Annotated in this window: 17 protein-coding genes; 10 read left to right on the top strand and 7 right to left on the bottom strand. The window is 67.1% G+C overall.

Annotation, left to right across the window (positions count from 1 at the left end):
• Positions 1 to 38: 38 nt before the first annotated feature.
• Positions 39 to 2342 carry a transferrin receptor-like dimerization domain-containing protein gene (locus ABD024_RS10125; RefSeq protein WP_343852183.1) on the bottom strand — a complete coding sequence of 768 codons (2304 nt, stop codon included), beginning with the start codon at positions 2340 to 2342 and terminating at the stop codon, positions 39 to 41.
• A 5-nt stretch (positions 2343 to 2347) separates the two neighbouring features.
• Positions 2348 to 3766, bottom strand: a complete 1419-nt coding sequence (locus ABD024_RS10120) for a hypothetical protein (RefSeq protein WP_343852181.1) — start codon at positions 3764 to 3766, stop codon at positions 2348 to 2350.
• 231 nt (positions 3767 to 3997) lie between these two features.
• Between ABD024_RS10120 and ABD024_RS10115 the strand changes: the two genes are divergently transcribed.
• The 3 genes from ABD024_RS10115 (at position 3998) to ABD024_RS10105 (ending at position 5731) form a co-directional block, all read left to right on the top strand.
• A complete protein-coding gene (locus ABD024_RS10115; protein WP_343852179.1) occupies positions 3998 to 4771 on the top strand; it encodes a class I SAM-dependent methyltransferase in 774 nt (257 codons plus the stop codon).
• A gap of 120 nt (positions 4772 to 4891) precedes the next feature.
• The gene (locus ABD024_RS10110) at positions 4892 to 5077 is read left to right on the top strand and encodes an oxidoreductase-like domain-containing protein (protein ID WP_343852177.1); all 186 of its coding nucleotides are present in this window, start codon (positions 4892 to 4894) and stop codon (positions 5075 to 5077) included.
• A gap of 180 nt (positions 5078 to 5257) precedes the next feature.
• Entirely contained in the window at positions 5258 to 5731 is a 474-nt protein-coding gene (locus tag ABD024_RS10105) for a GNAT family N-acetyltransferase (protein ID WP_343852175.1), read from the top strand.
• Between the two features lie 129 nt (positions 5732 to 5860).
• Here the strand turns inward: ABD024_RS10105 and ABD024_RS10100 are convergent, their stop codons facing one another.
• The gene (locus tag ABD024_RS10100) at positions 5861 to 6820 is read right to left on the bottom strand and encodes an HDOD domain-containing protein (protein ID WP_343852173.1); all 960 of its coding nucleotides are present in this window, start codon (positions 6818 to 6820) and stop codon (positions 5861 to 5863) included.
• 478 nt (positions 6821 to 7298) lie between these two features.
• Positions 7299 to 8021 carry an rRNA pseudouridine synthase gene (locus tag ABD024_RS10095; RefSeq protein ID WP_343852171.1) on the bottom strand — a complete coding sequence of 241 codons (723 nt, stop codon included), beginning with the start codon at positions 8019 to 8021 and terminating at the stop codon, positions 7299 to 7301.
• 103 nt (positions 8022 to 8124) lie between these two features.
• On the opposite strand from ABD024_RS10095, the gene ABD024_RS10090 reads away from it, so the two are divergent.
• Entirely contained in the window at positions 8125 to 9123 is a 999-nt protein-coding gene (locus ABD024_RS10090) for an LLM class flavin-dependent oxidoreductase (RefSeq protein ID WP_343852169.1), read from the top strand.
• Positions 9124 to 9207: 84 nt separating this feature from the next.
• Positions 9208 to 10065 (top strand): PA4780 family RIO1-like protein kinase, encoded by an 858-nt coding sequence (locus ABD024_RS10085; RefSeq protein WP_343852166.1) that lies wholly within the window; start codon positions 9208 to 9210, stop codon positions 10063 to 10065.
• A 110-nt stretch (positions 10066 to 10175) separates the two neighbouring features.
• Here ABD024_RS10085 and ABD024_RS10080 read toward each other — a convergent pair whose 3' ends face one another.
• The 3 genes from ABD024_RS10080 to ABD024_RS10070 form a co-directional block, all read right to left on the bottom strand.
• Positions 10176 to 10610: an FKBP-type peptidyl-prolyl cis-trans isomerase gene (locus ABD024_RS10080; RefSeq protein ID WP_343852164.1), complete on the bottom strand. Its 435-nt coding sequence runs from the start codon at positions 10608 to 10610 to the stop codon at positions 10176 to 10178.
• Positions 10611 to 10671: 61 nt separating this feature from the next.
• Positions 10672 to 11229 (bottom strand): YaeQ family protein, encoded by a 558-nt coding sequence (locus ABD024_RS10075; protein ID WP_343852162.1) that lies wholly within the window; start codon positions 11227 to 11229, stop codon positions 10672 to 10674.
• A 102-nt stretch (positions 11230 to 11331) separates the two neighbouring features.
• Entirely contained in the window at positions 11332 to 12327 is a 996-nt protein-coding gene (locus ABD024_RS10070; protein ID WP_343852160.1) for an OmpA family protein, read from the bottom strand.
• Between the two features lie 217 nt (positions 12328 to 12544).
• Here ABD024_RS10070 and ABD024_RS10065 point away from each other — a divergent pair, with 217 nt between their 5' ends.
• The 5 genes from ABD024_RS10065 to ABD024_RS10045 all read left to right on the top strand — a co-directional run bounded on the left by ABD024_RS10065 (position 12545) and on the right by ABD024_RS10045 (position 17929).
• Positions 12545 to 13432, top strand: coding sequence for a pseudouridine synthase (locus tag ABD024_RS10065; RefSeq protein WP_343852158.1), 888 nt, complete (start codon positions 12545 to 12547; stop codon positions 13430 to 13432).
• Between the two features lie 158 nt (positions 13433 to 13590).
• On the top strand, positions 13591 to 15594 hold the full coding sequence (locus tag ABD024_RS10060) for an OPT family oligopeptide transporter (RefSeq protein ID WP_343852156.1): 2004 nt from the start codon (positions 13591 to 13593) through the stop codon (positions 15592 to 15594).
• A gap of 151 nt (positions 15595 to 15745) precedes the next feature.
• A complete protein-coding gene (locus tag ABD024_RS10055; protein WP_343852154.1) occupies positions 15746 to 16087 on the top strand; it encodes a carboxymuconolactone decarboxylase family protein in 342 nt (113 codons plus the stop codon).
• A 70-nt stretch (positions 16088 to 16157) separates the two neighbouring features.
• On the top strand, positions 16158 to 17228 hold the full coding sequence (locus ABD024_RS10050; RefSeq protein WP_343852152.1) for a class I SAM-dependent methyltransferase: 1071 nt from the start codon (positions 16158 to 16160) through the stop codon (positions 17226 to 17228).
• The gene (locus ABD024_RS10045; protein WP_343852150.1) at positions 17225 to 17929 is read left to right on the top strand and encodes a pseudouridine synthase; all 705 of its coding nucleotides are present in this window, start codon (positions 17225 to 17227) and stop codon (positions 17927 to 17929) included. The genes ABD024_RS10050 and ABD024_RS10045 overlap by 4 nt, the downstream gene beginning before the upstream one ends.
• The last annotated feature ends 26 nt before the right edge of the window (positions 17930 to 17955 follow it).

Below are 17955 nucleotides of genomic sequence, written 5' to 3'. Positions count from 1 at the left end.
GGCTGCCTCCTGATCGAGCGTGACGCAGCAACTTGCGATTACCGCTTCAGTAACGTGGTCAGTTGGTCGAGCTGCGCACGATAGCCGTCAAGCACCTTCGCGGTGTCCACGGCGTAATGATCGGCTTCGTCCCATCGACGCGACTCCAGTGCCTCGCGCACGCCAGGCACGGTCTTCACCTCGTAGCCGGTGAGCATGCCGGGGGCGTAGATCATGTGTTTGAACCAGGCGCGGCCGGGCAGACCGGACGGGTCGATGAGGCGCTGCTCCATGCTGCCGATCAAGCGGTCCAGTTGCTGCCGCTGTGCGGCTGCCAAGTCGAAGCCGGCGGCGGCGCGCTTGTCGTACGCGGCCTGGTAGGCCTTGGCGCTTTGCGCGAGCTGTTTCGCCGCCCGGTCGAGCGGGACGAGGTCGATCGCCGGCATGTCCGAATCGCGCGCGGGCGGGGCGACCGGCCGGGTCGGGTCGGCGTCGAGCGCGAACGCATGGCTGTCCAGCAGCTTGTGCTGCTGCCCGGTGGCCTTGCGGGTGCTGTCCACCAGCTTGTGCAGTTCGCCGACGTAGCGGTCGAGCGTGTGGCTGAAGTCGCCGAAGCGCAGTGGCAGCATGTTTGCGTTCGCGGTGCGCAGTACGACGTGGCCGGCGACCTTGGCCAGCGCCACGCCGTATTCGAAGCTTGGGTCGCCGAAGCGCGCGTAATGGTCGAACGAGTCGTAGCGCGAGTGGTAGATGCCGCCATTGTCGTCCTCGCCGCCGAAGCCGAGATCCAGCGAGGCGATGCCGAGATGCTCCAGGAATGCGCTGTAGTCGGAGCCCGAGCCGAGCGCCCCGATCGGCAGGTCGCCGCCGGCCGCCGCCAGCTCGGCGATCGTCTTGACCTCCGGCTTGGCGTCCTTGTTGCTGCCAGCCACCCGCATGTGCGCGCGCAGGCGTTCGCGCACGCTGACGTGGGTTTCCGGATCGGCCACGCCGGCGGCCACCTGGTTGACCAGGTGCTGCAGCGAGTGGCTGCCGCCGGCGCCAAGGAAGCCGCGGCCGTTGGTATCGGAATTGACGTACAGCGCGGCCTTCTGCTGCAGTTCGGCGGCGTGTGTCTCGGCCCATTCGGTGGAACCGATCAGGCCCGGTTCCTCCCCGTCCCAGCTGGCGTAGACCAGGGTGCGCTGCGGCCGCCAGCCCTGCTTGAGCAGGCCGCCGATGGCCTTGGCTTCGGCCATCAGCACGATGTTGCCGGCCAGCGGGTCCCAGGCACCGAACACCCAGCCGTCATGGTGGTTGCCGCGCACGATCCACTGGTCCGGCTCGATCGAGCCCTTGATCGTGGCGATCACGTCGTAGACCGGCTGCTGGCCCCAGTCCGATTGCACGGTCATGTGCACGTTCGCCGTGCTCGGACCGACGTGGTAGGTCAGCGGCAGTGCGCCGCGCCAGCCGGCCGGCGCCACCGGACCGCTCAACGCCTGCAGCAGCGGGGTGGCGTCGGCATAGGAGATCGGCAGCACCGGGATCTTCAGCAGGGTCGCCGCGTCCTTCAACGGCAGGCGCCTGGCGCCCGCGGTGGAACCCGTGCCGGGGGTCAGCGGATCGCCGGGATAGACCTGCATGTCGGCCACCGAACCGCGCTGCACGCCCTGCGCTGGACGCCAGCCGCCTTCGGGGTAGACGTTGCCTTCGGCGTAGCCGTCGTCATGCGGATCGGAGTAGATCAGGCAGCCGACCGCGCCATGCTGCTGCGCGAGCTTCGGTTTCAGTCCGCGCCAGCCGCCGCCGTAGCGGGTGAGCACGATCTTGCCGCGCACGTCGATGCCGCGCCGGGCCAGCGCCTTGTAGTCGTCCGGCATGCCGTAGTTGGCGTAGACCAGCGGCGCGCTGACGTCGCCATCGGCGCCGTAGACGTTGTAGGGCGGCAGGGCGCCGGCGAGGCTGGAGGTGGCATCGCCGGCGATGGCCGGCTCCTTCAGCACGGCGGTGTAGGGCTTCGGCCCCAGCAGTTCCAGTGCCACTTTCTTTGGCGTGGGGTAGAGCACGTTGAAGGTCTCGATGTGCGCATCCCAGCCCCATTCGCGGAACTTCGCCAGCATGAATTCGGCATTCGCCCGGTCGTGCGGCGAGCCGACCTGGTTGGGCTGCGACGACATCTGCTTGAGCCAGCTACGCAGTTCGGCGGGATCGAGCTGGGCGTCGAAGCGCCGTTCGAGGTCTTGTTCGGCAGTCGCTGCGGCGGTGCTGAAGCCGAACATGGGGCCGTCATCGGCGTGACCGGATGCGTTCGCGGCGGCGACGGCGAAGGTTGCCAGCAGACAGGTCAGGGCCAGCACGGGCCGTATCGCGTATCGGGTCATATGGGTCATTCCCCCTGGGTTGTGGTGGATTCTGCCGGCTGCACCGGCTGAGGCGGATCGCCGAGGTCGGATGGCCGGGCCGCATCGCTGTCCCGGATGGTGACATCCCGGGCGAAGAGCCGGCGCGCATCCGCATCCGTGTAGGTCAGTTTGTACTTGCCGGGGCGCAGGTAGAGCACGCTGTGGGGTTCGACCAGCCCGTTGCTGATACGGTCGCTGGTGACGGCGTTCAACGGGATCGGGTCGAGTACCAGGCGATCGGCGGGAACCGCGTCGCTGCTCTCGTCGGCATAACGCGCCTCGACCATGCACGGATAGGTGTGGTTGCACCGTTCGCCTCCGACGAGGTACGGCTTGCGGCTGCCACCGAGATCGAGCCAGGTGGGGCGGCCGTGTTTGATCTCCCGTGGCGGGAAGAACACGCTGACGTCATAGCCTGGGCGCAGCGACCACGGCCGGCCCTTCTTGTTCACGAACACGAGCGGTGCCTTGGGCTGCAGTTTCCCCATCACCGAGGCGTAGTCGGGGTGGTCGTCGCTGGCCGACGGATGGGGATACAACATGGTCTGCTCCACCGTGAGCGGATCGATGCCGGTGAGCTTGTGCAGGTGCTCGGCCATCGTGGAACCGCCCAGATAGACGCCCGATTCCTGGATGTGCGCGTAACCGGCGTTGACCACCAGTCGCGCCTTCGGATTGTTCTTGAATACCTGGTCGTAGAGGTTGCGAGCCTGCTCGGCTTCGCGGGCATCGCCGCTGGCATCGGAGAGCGCTTCGTAGGCGACTACCTTGAAGCCCAGCTTCAAGGCGGTACGCACCATCTCGGCGCAGATCGGTTCCTGTGTATAGAAACCGCTGTCGGCGATCGGGTAGCCGCGCGCTTGCAGCCCGGTATCGGTCTGGTAAAGCGTCTCGGCGGCGAAATAGTCGAAACCTTCCGCGCGCAGCTTGCCCAGCAGCTGCACGGTCAGCGTGCGGGTGAGCGGTATGTTGTGTGCCTCGTTGAAGAACACCGCACGGTAATTCCTGGCCAGCTCGGGAATCGCTTCCAGCGCCGGCCTGGCGCGGTAGTCGGGGTTGTCCAGCGGTGAGGCCTGGTCGTCCGGCAGCGCCGGCTGCTTGATCGAGAAGCTGGTCGCGGCATCCGGATAGTCGCCGATGAAGGTCTGGTACCAGCTCAGGTACTGGCCAAAAATGATGTGGAAGGCGGGGTCAGGGTTGGTGGCGTACGGATAGCGCATCACCTGATACTGGGCCAGCAGGCTCTTGTGCTTGTTGGCCTCGTGCATGATCTGCTCGGACTTCTGCGATGCGGCGAGTTGTGCCGCCTGCCATTGCGAGGCCGACTGCGCGTGACCCGGCAGGCCGGGCAGGCACAATCCAAGCGCAAGGCCGAACACGCGGAAGGGGGTACGGTTTGGCATCGGGTTCTCCTGACACGGTGTTCGGGAGGTCGTCTGCCTGTTTTACGGGCACGCGCAGGCTGTCGCGTGGCAGCACGCCGGGACGTGCGCGGATGGCCAGCCCGGGCGGGCATGGCCGCGGTCGAGCATGGAGCATGAACCGTGGCGGTGCCCTGTGCCAAGCGGCACAGGGCCATCGCCGCGATTCGGGAGCACAATCCGGGGACCCTTGCTCACTTGAGGAGTATGACCATGCGTCCCGCTGTCCTTGCTGTGTTGCTTGCCGTCGCCCTTCCTGCCGTGGCCCTGGCCCAGCCTGCGAACCCGCACGAAGTGGCGGTTTCCGCCGCGGTGCAGAAAGCGGTCAATGATCCGGCCCGCCACGCCGATCGTTCCGAGGATGCCCGCCGCAAGGTCGGCGCGGTGATGATGTTCGCCGAGGTGAAGCCGGGCCAGAAAGTGCTGGAGCTGGTGCCGGGAAGCGGCTACTGGACGCGCGTGTTCAGTGCCATCGTCGGTCCGCAGGGGCACGTCTATACGGTCTGGCCGGGCGAGATGGCGAAGTACTCCGACAAGAGCCTTGCGGAATGGCAGAAGCTGGTCGCCACGCCGCATTACGCCAACGTCAGCCTGTTGCAGCAGCCGGCGGCGCAGTTGAGCGCGCCGGAGTCGGTCGACCTGGTGTTCACCGCGCAGAACTACCACGACTACCATGACCCGTTCATGGGGCCGGTGGACATGGCCGGCTTCGGCAAGCAGGTCTACGACGCGCTCAAGCCCGGCGGCCTGTTCGTGGTGATCGACCACGCGGCCCCGGCCGGCTCCGGTCTCGCCGACACCGATACCTTGCACCGCATCGATCCGGCGGTGGTGAAGCAGGAAGTGGAAGCGGCCGGTTTCGTGTTCGACGGCGAAAGCGACGCGCTGCGCAACCCGGCCGATGCACATGATCTCAAGGTGTTCGACAAGTCGATACGCGGCCACACCGACCAGTTCGTCTATCGCTTCCGCAAGCCGGCGAAATAACGGTCCGCACTCAAGCGGACCGCGTGCATGCATCGCGCGGCCCGCTTGAGCTGCGGTGGCGATTGGCGGCACCATCGGTCATCCAGGCCCCACGCCTGGCGCACGATGCCGAGGAGTGCCGTGAATCCCGTTGACCCTACCGCGCCGGAGCGTGTCCCGGACGATCCGCCGCCGGTGCGACCGACCGAGCCGGATGCCGCCGACTGTTGCGGCGAGGGATGCGTGCGTTGCGTGTATGACGTCTACGAGGAGGCACTCGAGCGTTACGAGGCCGCGCTGGCCGCGTGGCGCGCCCGTCATCCCTGAGTAGCGTCTGCCGAGGAGGAGCCATGTGGATCGCCGTGACCCGTGAAGTCAGTTCTGCCGTCGGCGGCTGGTCGACGCCGGCTTCCGGATGACGGCCGTCGGCGCTTCCGCGCTGCACAAGGTCGAAGGCGCGATGACCGGCTGCCGCCGGGTCTTTCGCGCGCAGGAATGAGCCAGGCAATGCGCATCCACTACCGTCTCGCCGGTCCGCAGGACGCGCTCGCGATCGGCGTATTGGCGCGCCGGGTAACGCGGCGCTGGATTTTGCCGGAGCAACCGCCCAGTGCGGTGCCGCCGTTGATGCTCGGCATGAGCGCACGGGTGATCCGCAGGAAGATCCTGGCCGGCCAGCGCTTCCACCTCGCGTGGCGGGACGACGGACGCCTGGTCGGAGTGGCGGCGATGCGCGAGGATTCCCATCTGTTCCAATTTTTCGTCGCGACCCGCATGCACGGCCGTGGCATCGCACGCCGGCTGTGGCAACGCGCCATGTGCGATGCAGTGCGGCGCGCCGGTACGCACCGCTTCACCCTGAATGCTTCGGCGATGGCGGTGCCGGTGTACCTGCACTTCGGTTTTGTGCCCAGCGGGCCGCTGGCGACCAGCAGTACTGGTCTGGTCACCCAGCCGATGCACCTGGAGCTGGCGGGATGAGCGCCGCTGGGTCAAGGAATACTTTGAAAAAATCAGAGCATGCCAAGCTGCGGTTTCCCGGTTTGTGCGGTTGTCCTGCACCGACATCGTCACGACAATTGATCGGGGCGGCGTGACCTGCGGATCAGCTCACGCGCTTTTCGGTATCAGGAAGTTGCGCTGGAGATCCTGCTGGCAACGCGCGATCAGGGTTGGCGCAAAGACACCGGGCCAACTTTGGCTGAGATCCGGGTTGTCGGCGAGCCGTTCGTGCTCGATCAACAGTTGGGCCATCGCCAGCAGGTCGGCCACGGACAGGGCCTTGCCCAACGGCGATGCCGCTGGCGTCGCCGGGGCCTGGCATTCCGTTATCGCGTCGATCACGCGTTGGGGCAACTCCCAGTGCTGCGCAACCTGCAGCGAAAGCCGCGCGGCGAGTGCGGAACAACTGGCGAGAAAGCCGGGTGATGGCGGTTCGGCATCACCGGCGGGCTGCAGTCGATCCAGCAGGCGTACCACGGCGCCGTTGCCGGTATGGCAGACGATCCCGGCCAGATAGGCTTCGAACGCATCGCAACCGTTGTTCTTGCCGAGCCAGGCACAGGCGTGGGCGCAACGTTCGGCATGATTCCACAGGCGTTCGCCGGCGGCGTGGCCCAGCGCGCCGGTATTGGCTTGCAGGATGGGTTTCATCACGTGCTGGGTAAGCACCCGGCGCAGGCCGTCCTGGCCCAGCAGCACCACCGCCTGCTGCAGACTGGTGATCGGCTGCGCCGCGCGGTAATGCACGCTGCCGGTGACCCGCATGATCTCGCCGACCATCAGGGGGTCGCGGCCGATCAGCCTGGCCAGTTCGCCGCCGCCGGCCTTGTCGTTCTTCAGTGCGCGCAGCAATTGCGGCAGTACCGTCGGCAGGCGGGGCAGGCTGCGCATGTCGAAGTGGGTACTGAGCAGTTCGAGCTGTTTGAGCGTGGCGAGCTCGAACGCGCTGAGTTCGTCTGCGTTGCTGTCGGGGACGCTGAGTACGAAGCGGTGGAAACGATCCTCGATTTCCGCCAGCGGCAATGCCGATCGAACGACTGGCGCGATCGGCGGCGCACGCACGGACATCACGGCGGCTGGCTGCGCGCGGTTCGCTGACGCCGTGGGCTTCCGGCTGCGAAAAATGCGCCGCCACATATTCCCCATATTCCGTTTCCCTCATTCCAGCGCGCCGGTCCCCGGGCAGCCCGTCTCGGGCTATCGGCAGCTGGCCGGGAAAATTTAGCGGAAAAGAGGAAGCAGCCGACTCTTGTCTGCAGGCGCGGCCGGCAAGTGCATCGCAGAGCAACCGGTCGCGCCCCGCGGCTGCCTCCGTGTCGCGGCGCGTAGGGGCCAGGGCCTACTTGTTCTTTTTCTTTTCCTGCTTGGCGGCCTTCTTTTCCTTCATGGTCTTGGCCGGTTTTTTCTTCTCGCTCTTCTTTGAATCCATGCCCTTGCTCATGCTGTTCTCCGGTGTGGGTAGATTTGCGACACGTGACACATGGGTGAGTCTAAGCCGTTCCGGTGGCTATTTGGCAAGGGGGCGAGGTGGCAGCTGGCGGCGGGCTCAGATGCGTTCGTGCGGCGCGAGGTAGCGCCATTGCCCCGGCGGCAGTTTCGCCAGCGGGATGCGGCCCACGCGCAGGCATTTCATCGCCAGCACCTTCAGGCCGACCGCGTCGCACATCGGCTCGATCTGGCTCGGCTGCAAGACCTTGAACGCGAAGCGCAGGCGTTGCTCGCTCTGCCAGCTGACCTTGATCGGCGGCATCGCGTAGTTGTTGAAGCGCAGGCCGTGGTTGAGCAGGGCCAGTCCATTCGGGATCAGTGCACCGCTGACCTCGACCACGAACTCCTGTTCGATCCGGTCGATGTCTTCGGTGAGCTTGCGGGTGACGCGCCAGTCCTGGGTGAAGATCAGCAGGCCGCTGGCCTGGGTCGGCAGCACCAATGGCGTGATGAGCCGCTGCATATGCCGCCGCAGCGGGCGCACGCCGGAGCCGTCGTCGGGCCAGCGCGTCTGCGGGGTGACCAGCGCGCTGGCCGGGTTCGGGCCGTTGCCGGCGTCGTAGCCGGCCGGCTTGTGCAGCACCAGGGTGGCCGGTTCGGTGGGCGCCAGCTTGGCCTGCGGGTCGAGTTCGACGTGCTGCGCATCGACCATGAACTGCGGTTCCTCCACCACGACGCCGTCCACCCGCACCCAGCCGCCCTCGATATATTGCTCGGCCTCGCGCCGCGAGCACTGGGCCAGCGCGACGACATGTTTGGCGAGGCGGACGGGTTCGGTCATCGGGATGCCGTGGGATAAGGGTGGGCCATTGTAGGCGCAGGCGCCGGTGGCAATCCGCTCGGCAGCCCCCACATCGTGGCCATCCACTTGGCGAGAGTCCGACATGATCCCGTTTTCCGTCCTCGACCTGGCGCCGGTCACCGAAGGCAGCGATGCCAGCCAGGCGTTCCGCAACACGCTGGACATGGCCCGGCTGGCCGAGCGACTGGGCTACCGGCGCTACTGGCTGGCCGAACACCACAACATGCCCGGCATCGCCAGCGCGGCAACGGCGGTGCTGATTGGCCATGTGGCCGGCGGCACCTCGACCATCCGCGTCGGCGCGGGCGGCATCATGCTGCCGAACCACGCGCCGCTGCAGGTGGCCGAGGCGTTCGGCACGCTGGCCTCGCTGTATCCGGGCCGGATCGATCTCGGCCTGGGGCGTGCGCCCGGCACCGACCAACCCACCGCGAAGGCCCTGCGCCGCTATTTCGACAGCGCCGAAGCGTTCCCGCACGATGTGCTGGAGTTGCTCGGCTATTTCGAGCCGGCCGTACCCGGCCAGCAGGTACGCGCCGTGCCCGGCGCTGGCCTGGACGTGCCGGTGTGGCTGCTCGGCTCCAGCCTGTTCAGTGCGAAGCTGTCGGCGCAGCTCGGCCTGCCGTTTGCGTTCGCCTCGCACTTCGCGCCGGACGCGATGGACGAGGCGTTGGCGCTGTACCGCCGTGATTTCCGCCCTTCCACACGATTGCAGCAGCCGTACGCGATGCTGGGGTTGAACGTGGTTGCGGCCGACAGCGACGCCGAGGCGCGGCGCCTGTTCACCACCCAGCAGCAAAGCTTCATCAGCCTGCGGCGTGGCCGGCCGGGGCTGATTCCGCCGCCGATCGACGACATCGAGTCGTACTGGACGCCGCCGGAAAAACTGATGGTGGAGCGTGCGCTGGCCTGCGCGGTGGTCGGCGCTGCCGGCACGGTGCAGGACGGCATCGCGGCGTTCATCGCCAGGCACCGGCCGGACGAGCTGCTGCTCACCGCCAACGTGTTCGAGCATGCCGCGCGGCGGCAGTCGTTCGAGATCGCGGCGGCGGCGCGCGATCGGCTGTGGGCTGCCAACTAGACGCCGCGGCCGCGAAAGCCCGGCCAAGGCCGCCGATCGGCCATAATGGGCGTTATTCCACGAAATCTTGAAGCTCCCCCACGCATGAAAACCCCCAAGGGCCTGCAGGACCTGATCGACGAAGGCGTGATCGACCAGGTGCTGCGACCGCTGAAGAGCGGCAAGGAAGCGTCCGTCTACGTCGTGCGTTCGGGCGAGGACGTCCGCTGCGCCAAGGTCTACAAGGACATGGCGCAACGCAGCTTCCAGGCGCGCGTGCAGTACCAGGAAGGTCGCAAAGTGCGCGGCAGCCGGCAGGCGCGCGCGATGGGCAAGGCCACCAAGTTCGGTCGCAAGGAGGCCGAGGCCGCCTGGAAGAACGCCGAGGTCGACGCGTTGTACCAGCTTGCCGCCGCCGGCGTGCGCGTGCCCAAGCCCTACGGCTACTTCAACGGCGTGCTGGTGATGGAGCTGGTCACCGATGCGAACGGCTATTCGGCGCCGCGGCTGGGCGAGGTGGAACTGTCGGCGGATACGGCGCGCGACTACCACCGTTTCCTGATGCAGCAGGTGGCGCGCATGTTGTGCGTGGGCCTGATCCACGGCGACTTGTCCGAGTACAACGTGCTGGTGGGGCCGGCCGGCCCGGTGATCATCGACCTGCCGCAGGTAGTCAGCGCTTCCGGCAACAACGCAGCGCGCACCATGCTGCGCCGTGACGTGGGCAACATCACCATCAGCCTGTCGCGCTTCGCGCCGGAGCTGCTGGACACCCACTACGGCGAGGAAATGTGGGCGCTGTTCGAGCTGGGTGAATTGCACCCGGACAGCGAACTCACCGGTCAGTTCGAGTTCGACGAAACCATCGCCGACGTGGACAGCGTGATGCAGTCGATCATCGATGCGCGCGAAGAAGCGATCATCCGCCAGCAGGGGCGCGAAGCCGCGGCGCAGGAAGACTGAGCGATTTCCAGGTAGGTTGGGGTGAGCGCAGCGAACCCCAACAGCGACGGCGGGGCATGGATTGTTGGGGTTCGCTGTGCTCACCCCAACCTATGATCGCGCGCAAGCGATCAGGGTGTGCTGACGTCGATCAGCTCCACGTCGAACACCAGCGAAGCGTTCGGCGGGATGTCGCCGCCGGCGCCGCGCGCGCCGTAGCCGAGCTCGGCGGGAATAAGCAGGGTGCGCTTGCCGCCGACCTTCATGCCGGCCACACCCTGGTCCCAGCCGTCGATGACCCGGCCGGCGCCCAGCGTAAAGTTGAACGGTGCGCCGTGGTCGCGTGAGCTGTCGAACTTGGCGCCGTGCTTGTCCTTCGCGTTTTCGTCGTAGAGCCAACCGGTGTAGTGCACCAGCACGTCCATGCCGGCCTGCGCTTCGGCACCGGTGCCGATCTTCTGGTCGATCACGGTGAGTTTGTCCACGCTGCCGTTGGCGTGCGCCGCGGGCGGGGTGCTGCAGGCGGTGAGGGCGAAGACGGCGAGCAAAGGCAACAACCAGCGCATGGGTGACTCCGGGAAGGCATGGGATCGGGGATTATGCGGTAAACGCGATGACGCGAGGCGCTCAGCTCACCAGTTCCGCAGTGACCATCCGCTTGACCGGATCGACCGCCACCGCGTCGGTGTCGTTCATCAACTGCAACTGGCCGTCCTGGACCAATGCCTGCAGGCGCATGCCACGCTGCAGCAGTCCGGTCAGTGCAGTCACGGTGGAGGCGGGGATATCGAGCACGCTGAGGTTGCGGTTGCGGCCCAGCGCGGCGGCGTTCTTTTGCCACCAGATCTCTGCGGCGTTGCCGCCGTAGTTGAGTATCACGACCTGGCGCGAACGACCGCAGGCCTTGCGGATGCGCGTCTCGTCGGGCAGACCGACCTCGATCCACAGTTCGATCTCGTCGGTATACGCCTTGCGCCACAGCGCCGGCTCGTCCTCGTCGCTGATGCCCTTGCCGAACTCCAGCCGGTCTTCGGCGTACAGCGCAAACGCGAGCAGGCGCACCATCAGGCGCTCTTCGGTTTCCGACGGATGCCGCGCCACGGTCAGCGCATGGGTGGCGTAGTAATGCCGGTCCATATCGCTGATCTGCAGTTCGACTTTGTAGATGGTGGCATTGAGGGCCATGGGCGTGCCTTGAGACAACAAGCCGCCCATTCTACGCGCTGACGATGATCGGAGCCCGGCCCGCGGTGGTCAGCGCACGGCGCCAGGCTCCGGTCACGAGGTTCAGCGGGCCTGCGACGACGTCGCGATATCCACCAGTTCCACCCGCCGGTTCTGCGCGCGGCCGGCTTCGCTGCGGTTGCTGGCCACCGGTGCCGCCATGCCGATGCCGATGGGTGTCAACCGTGCGCGGTCGATCCCGTGTTGCGTGGTCAGCGCGGTCGCGATCGATTGCGCGCGCCGCGTCGACAGATCGCGGTTGTGCTCCATGCTGCCCTGCGCATCGGTGTGGCCCACCACCAGCACTTTCAGCCGCGGCTGCCGCTTGAGCAGGGCGGCGATCTGCTGCAGTTGCGCGGCGGAGTCGCTGCGCATGCTGTCCTTGCCGGTGTCGAACAGGATGCCGTAGATCGCCACGCGGCCTTCCTGGTCGAGCTTGCGCTGCAGGTCGCCGGCGTCCAGCACCACCATGCGCTGCTCCATCGGCTTCAGCTCGACCACGTCCAGCTGGACCATCGCGCGATGGCGGTTGGGACCGCCGCCGGACTTGTTGAAGACCACATAGACCGAGGCATACACGTCGCCTTCGGCGCGCTGCAAGCGGGAGGCAACATAACGCTGCTCCTGCGGATAGTCGCCGAACAGCGAGTACAGCTCGCCGCCACTGGCCGCCAGGTTGAAATTGCGTCCGCCGCAGGCTTCGGCCGCGCACTCGAACAGCGGCTTGAAGCCGGCCGCCTGCAGTGCCTGTTCGATATTGCGGAACACTTCCAGCGTGGCGCGCTCGGCCGGCGCGCGGTAGCTGATGCGGGTGAGCCGGCCTTCCAGCGGCAACGTCGACGACAGGTTTTTCTGCAGGCCGCCATGAGTCCTGGCCGGTGCCTTCAACAACGCGTGGCTGGCAAACGCGTGCTGCTCGTAACGCACGATCTCGGCGTCCTGGTAGCGCGGCAGCAGCGGATGATCGGCACTGCCGCGGACATCGGCGGCGCTGGCCGTAGCGGTGCCAAGCAGCAGCACGGCAAGGAGTGTCGTTTGGACAACGGTCGCTATGTTCATGGTTTCCCCCAGGTTCCAGCGGTTGCGGACGCCGCCCCGGCGCTCACCATAGAGCAAACGCAAAAGCGCATCAAAAGTGCCAGGCACGCGCTTCCGGGAACTGCGAAAACCCGCTTTCCGCGAGGCGCGTTTCATCACTCGTCCGAACGAGACTTTCGATGTCCGTCGCGGCTGCACCTGCCACCCGGCGCCGGTGGCAGATTAGACTGGTGCACGCATGCACCAATCCACACCATCCTTCGCCCGCGACGCCCATGCCAGCACCGTGCATCTGCCGAGCGGCAACTGGATCAGTGTGCTCGATACGCTGTGCGATCACTTCGCCACGGTCAGCCGCGAGCAGTGGCTGGACCGCATCGTGCGCGGGCGCGTGCTGGACGGGCAGGGCGTCGCGATCACGCCGCAGACGCCGTACTACGCGGGCATGCGCATCCACTATTACCGCGAGGTGGCGGACGAGACGGTGATTCCGTTCACCGAAACCGTGCTGCATGTCGACGAGCATCTGGTGGTGGCCGACAAGCCGCATTTCCTGCCAGTGACCCCGGCCGGCGGCTTCGTCGAGCAGACCCTGCTGCGCCGGTTGATGCGCCGGCTAGGCAATCCCGAGCTAGTGCCGCTGCACCGGATCGATCGGCTTACCGCGGGGCTGGTGCTGTTCTCGGCGAACCCGGCCAGCCGCGCGGCGTACCAGGCGCTGTTCCGCGAGCGGCGGATCGACAAGCGCTACGAGGCGCTGGCACCTGCACTGCCGGACGCGTCGTTTCCACTGCTGCGTCGCTCGCGCATCGTGGCGGGCGAACCGTTCTTCCGCATGCAGGAGGTCGATGGCGAGCCGAACACCGAGACGCGGATCGAGGTGATCGCGCGTGGCGAGAAACTGTGGCGCTACGCGCTTTGTCCGGTCAGCGGAAAGAAGCACCAGTTGCGCGTACACATGGCCGCGCTGGGTGCACCGATCATGGGCGACCGGTTGTACCCGTCACTTGCAGAAGCGTCTGTCGACGATGACCGGCATCCGTTGAAGCTTCTCGCGCACAGCCTGGCCTTTGTCGATCCGTTGTCCGGCGAGTGGCGGAGATTCGAGAGCCGGTTGATGTTGTGAGGGGCGACGTGCAGGAGCTGGCGGGCGGTGCCCGCCTGCCGCCGCTTCCCGCAGAGCGGGCGTCGCCTGCCAGTTTTCCGGCAGCGGCATGGAAATAACCATGGGCAGCGATTCCACGCTATCTTCCACCGCAGCATTCATCCGGGGGAGAGCCATTCGTGACTGCAAAACCTTTGTCCAGCGCCACGCCGCGCACCGAGTTGACCGTACGCGGCCTGATCATCGGCGTCGTGATCACCCTGGTGTTCACCGCCGCCAACGTGTTCTTCGGCCTCAAGGCCGGCCTCACTTTCGCCACCTCGATTCCGGCGGCGGTGATCTCGATGGCGATCCTGCGCGGGTTCAAGAACTCCACCATGCAGGAAAACAACATCGTGCAGACGGTCGCCTCATCGGCCGGCACGCTGTCGGCGATCATCTTCGTGCTGCCCGGCCTGGTGATGATCGGCTGGTGGACCGGCTTCCCGTTCTGGGTGACGTTCGGCATCTGCGCCACCGGCGGTATCCTCGGCGTGATGTACACGATCCCGTTGCGCCGCGCGCTGGTGACCGATTCCGACCTGCCGTACCCGGAAGGCGTGGCCTGTGCCGAGGTGCTCAAGGTGGGCGGCGGCGACGATGCGGTCGCGGCCTCGGCCGAGAGCAGCAAGTCGGGCCTGCTGGCCGTTACCGCCGGCACCATCGTCTCGGCGGTGTTCGCGGTGGTGGTCGCCACCAAGGTATTCGCCGGCAGCGTGGCGCAGTATTTCCACGTCGGCGACCGCGGCGGGGCCAGCGGTTATGACTTCAGCCTGTCGTTCGCACTGTTGGCGGTAGGCCACCTGGTCGGCCTGTGGGTCGGCTTGGCGATGCTGCTTGGTGCGTTGATCGCCTGGGGCTGGGCGGTACCGCATTACACGATGCTGGCGGCAGCCACCGGCGCCGCCGCGGACGTGGCGCAGGCGGCCTGGGGCAACAAGGTGCGCTTCATCGGCGCCGGCACGATCGGCGTGGCGGCGATCTGGACGCTGGCCAAACTGGTCAAGCCGGTGATCAGCGGGCTTTCCTCGGCGATGGCGTCGTCGCGGGCGCGCAAGTCCGGGCAGGGCGCGACCTTGCCGCGGACCGAGCACGACATGCCGATCGGCATCGTCGGCCTGATCAGCCTGTTGTGCCTGCTGCCGATCGGCTGGCTGCTGGGCGATTTCAGCATCGTCACCGGGCTCGGTGCGCACCTGTGGCTGCTGGTGGGCGGCGGTCTGGTCTTCGTGGTGATCATGGGCTTCCTGGTTTCGGCGGTGTGCGGCTACATGGCGGGCCTGATCGGTTCGTCGAACAGTCCGCTGTCGGGCGTGGGCATCCTGGTGGTGATCATCGCGGCGTTGCTGCTGCTGATGGCCGGCGTGAAGTCGGAGCTGTCCGGCGATGCCGGCAAGGGGCTGGTGGCGTTCGCACTGTTCGCCACCTCGGTGGTGTTCGCGGTGGCCACCATCGCCAACAACAATTTGCAGGATCTGAAAACCGGTCAGCTGGTCGACGCCACCCCGTGGAAGCAGCAGGTGGCGCTGGTGGTCGGCGTGCTGGTCGGTGCTGCGGTGATCCCGCCGGTGCTGGACCTGCTGAACGAGGCCTACGGCTTCGCCGGCATGCCCGGAGTCGATCCGGCGCGTGCGTTGGCCGCGCCGCAGGCGGGGCTGATCTCCGCGCTAGCGCAGGGCGTGATCCAGGGCAATATCGACTGGAGCCTGATCATCCTCGGCGGCGCGATCGGCGTGGCGCTGATCGTGCTGGACGCCGTTCTTGGCCGCACCACCAGATCGGCCGCGCTGCCGCCGCTGGCGGTGGGCCTGGGCATCTACCTGCCGACCTCGACCACGCTGATGATCGTGGTCGGCGCCGTCGTCGGCTGGTATTTCGACAAGCGTGCCGAACGCGGCCCGAAACCCGAGGCCACCAAACAGCTCGGCGTGCTGCTGGCCTCCGGCATGATCGTGGGCGAAAGCATCATCGGCGTGATCATCGCGGCGATCGTGGTGTTCTCCGGCAAGGGCGCGCCGTTGGCGCTGGTCGGCGACGGCTTCGGCACGGCGGCGATCTGGATCGGCGGCATCGCCTTCGTCGCGGTCAATGTGGCGCTGTACCGCTGGGTGGCCGGGCTGGGGCGGACCACGGCCGCGGCGTAACCGGGTGATGTTCCCGCGGCGGGGTGCGGCAGCTCCGCCGCTTTTCCTGCCGCCGGGAAACCGCCCGCATGCGGATTTTACATCCGCTGGCGCAGCATCCTCGTCAAGGTCGGACGCGTCGCCCGGCCGCCACGACTGCGAGGAGAGTCCCATGCTGGATTGGCTGCAATACCGCACGGAACTGCTGGGCCGGATTGGCGAAATCGGCAAGCTCAACCCGGATACGGTGAAGGGGTACCAGATCCTGACCGATGCCGGCCAGAAGACTGGCCACCTGGATGCGAAGACCCGCGAGCTGATCTCGCTGGCGGTAGCTGTGACCACGCGCTGCGACGGCTGCATCACGGTGCACGTGGGCGAGGCGTTGAAACACGGCGCGACCCGCGAGGAAATCGCCGAGGCGCTGGGTGTGGCCGTGGCGATGAATGCCGGTGCCGCGCTGGTGTTTTCCGCTCGTGCGATGGACGCCGTCAGCGCGCACAGCGCCGGTTGAGTCCCACCGGCGCGGATCCCGTCTGCCGCCACGTACAATGCCGCATCGTTTTTGATGGTCGGGAGATGACGTGACGGCTGCCGGAGTTTCCGCCGCCGCGCCGGATGCGGCGCTGGGGGCCCTGTTCGTGCCGTTCGACACCGGCGAGTTGACGCTGCCGGCGGATGGTCGCGTGCTGTTCCTGCGCGCGCGCGCCGGCGTGCGCCTGCGCGAGATGGCGCAACCCGGCTGGCTGTGCGAGCAGGGCTTCCTGCCGTTTGCCGACGAACTGGGTCGCAACGGCTTGCGCGTGGGCGAACCGGCGGCCGATGAAAAATTTCCACTGGTGTTGCTGCTGCCGCCGCGCCAGCGCGATGAGGCACGCGCCCTGTTCGCCCGCGCGCTGCAGCACCTGGCGCCGCGCGGCACGCTGCTGGTCGCGATGCCGAATGCCGAGGGCGCGAAGTCGGGCGAGGCGGATCTGGCGAAACTGGCCGGCGCCGTGCAGCACCAGTCCAAGCACAAATGCCGGGTGTTCTGGAGCTCGCCGCAGCCGGCCGACGTCGACCAGGACCTGCTGGCCGACTGGCTGGCGCTGGATGCGCCACGCGATATTGCCGATGGCTACGTCAGCCGCCCCGGCCTGTTCGCCTGGGACCGCGTCGACCGGGCTTCGGCGCTGTTGGCGGAACACTTGCCGGCAGACCTGCACGGCCGCGTGGCCGATCTCGGTGCCGGCTACGGTTATCTTTCCGCGCAGGTCATTGCACGTTGCCCACGGGTCGACGCTCTCGACCTGTACGAAGCCGAAGCGCGCGCGCTGGAACCGGCACGGCTCAACCTGGCGCGGGCGCAGCGCGAATGCGGGCGCGAGGTGGCGGTGGCGGTGCACTGGCACGACGTCACCCGCGGCCTGGCGCAGCGCTACGACGCCATCGTCAGCAACCCGCCGTTCCATCAGGGGCGCGCCGACTTGCCCGAGCTGGGCCGCGCATTCATCGTCAGCGCGGCCGAAGCGCTGGTGCCGGATGGCCGGCTGTTGATCGTGGCGAACCGGCATCTGCCGTACGAGGCCGTGCTGGCCTCGCGTTTTCATGACGTGCGCACGCTGGTCGTGCGGGAAGGGTTCAAGGTGATCGAGGCGGTCGGGGTGCGCGGATGAAATTGGTCAAGTTGATTGCGAACCTGGGCTACGGCAGCCGCAAGGACGTGACCCAGCTGTTCCGCGCCGGGCGCATCACCGATGCGGACGGCGAGGTGCTGTATGCCGACGACGTGGTGCCGTACGAGACCATCCGCGTCGACGACGAGCCGCTCGATCCGCCGCCCGGCCTGGTGCTGATGCTGAACAAGCCGCTCGGCGTCACCTGTTCGCGCAAGGATCCGGGCCGCGTGGTCTACGACCTGTTGCCGCCGCGCTACAACGTGCGCTCGCCGGCGCTGTCCAGCGTGGGCCGGCTCGACCGCGACACCTCGGGGCTGCTGCTGTTCACCGACGACGGCGCGCTGCTGCACCGGATCATCTCGCCGAAGGCGCAGGTGACCAAGGTCTACGAGGCGACGCTGGCGCAGGACCTGCGCGGCGACGAGGGCGAGCTATTCGCCAGCGGCACGCTGATGCTGGAATCGGAGAAGGAGCCGCTGGCACCGGCCGCGCTTGAAGTGCCGGGGCCGCGGCATGCCCGGCTCAGTGTCACCGAAGGCCGCTACCACCAGGTGCGCCGGATGTTTGCCGCCACCGGCAACAACGTCGAGACCTTGCAGCGCATTTCCGTCGGCAAGCTCACCCTCGGCGACTTGCCGCTGGGCGAGTGGCGCGCACTCGATGCCGACGAGACCGCACTGATTTTCGACAATCCGTAATCACCATCCACGAATTTCAAGGGACC

The sequence above is a fragment of the Rhodanobacter soli genome, from assembly GCF_039523495.1.
In the GTDB taxonomy this organism is placed as follows: domain Bacteria; phylum Pseudomonadota; class Gammaproteobacteria; order Xanthomonadales; family Rhodanobacteraceae; genus Rhodanobacter; species Rhodanobacter soli.
Note: the sequence above shows the minus strand (reverse complement) of the source record. Positions and strands in the feature narration are given on the sequence as shown.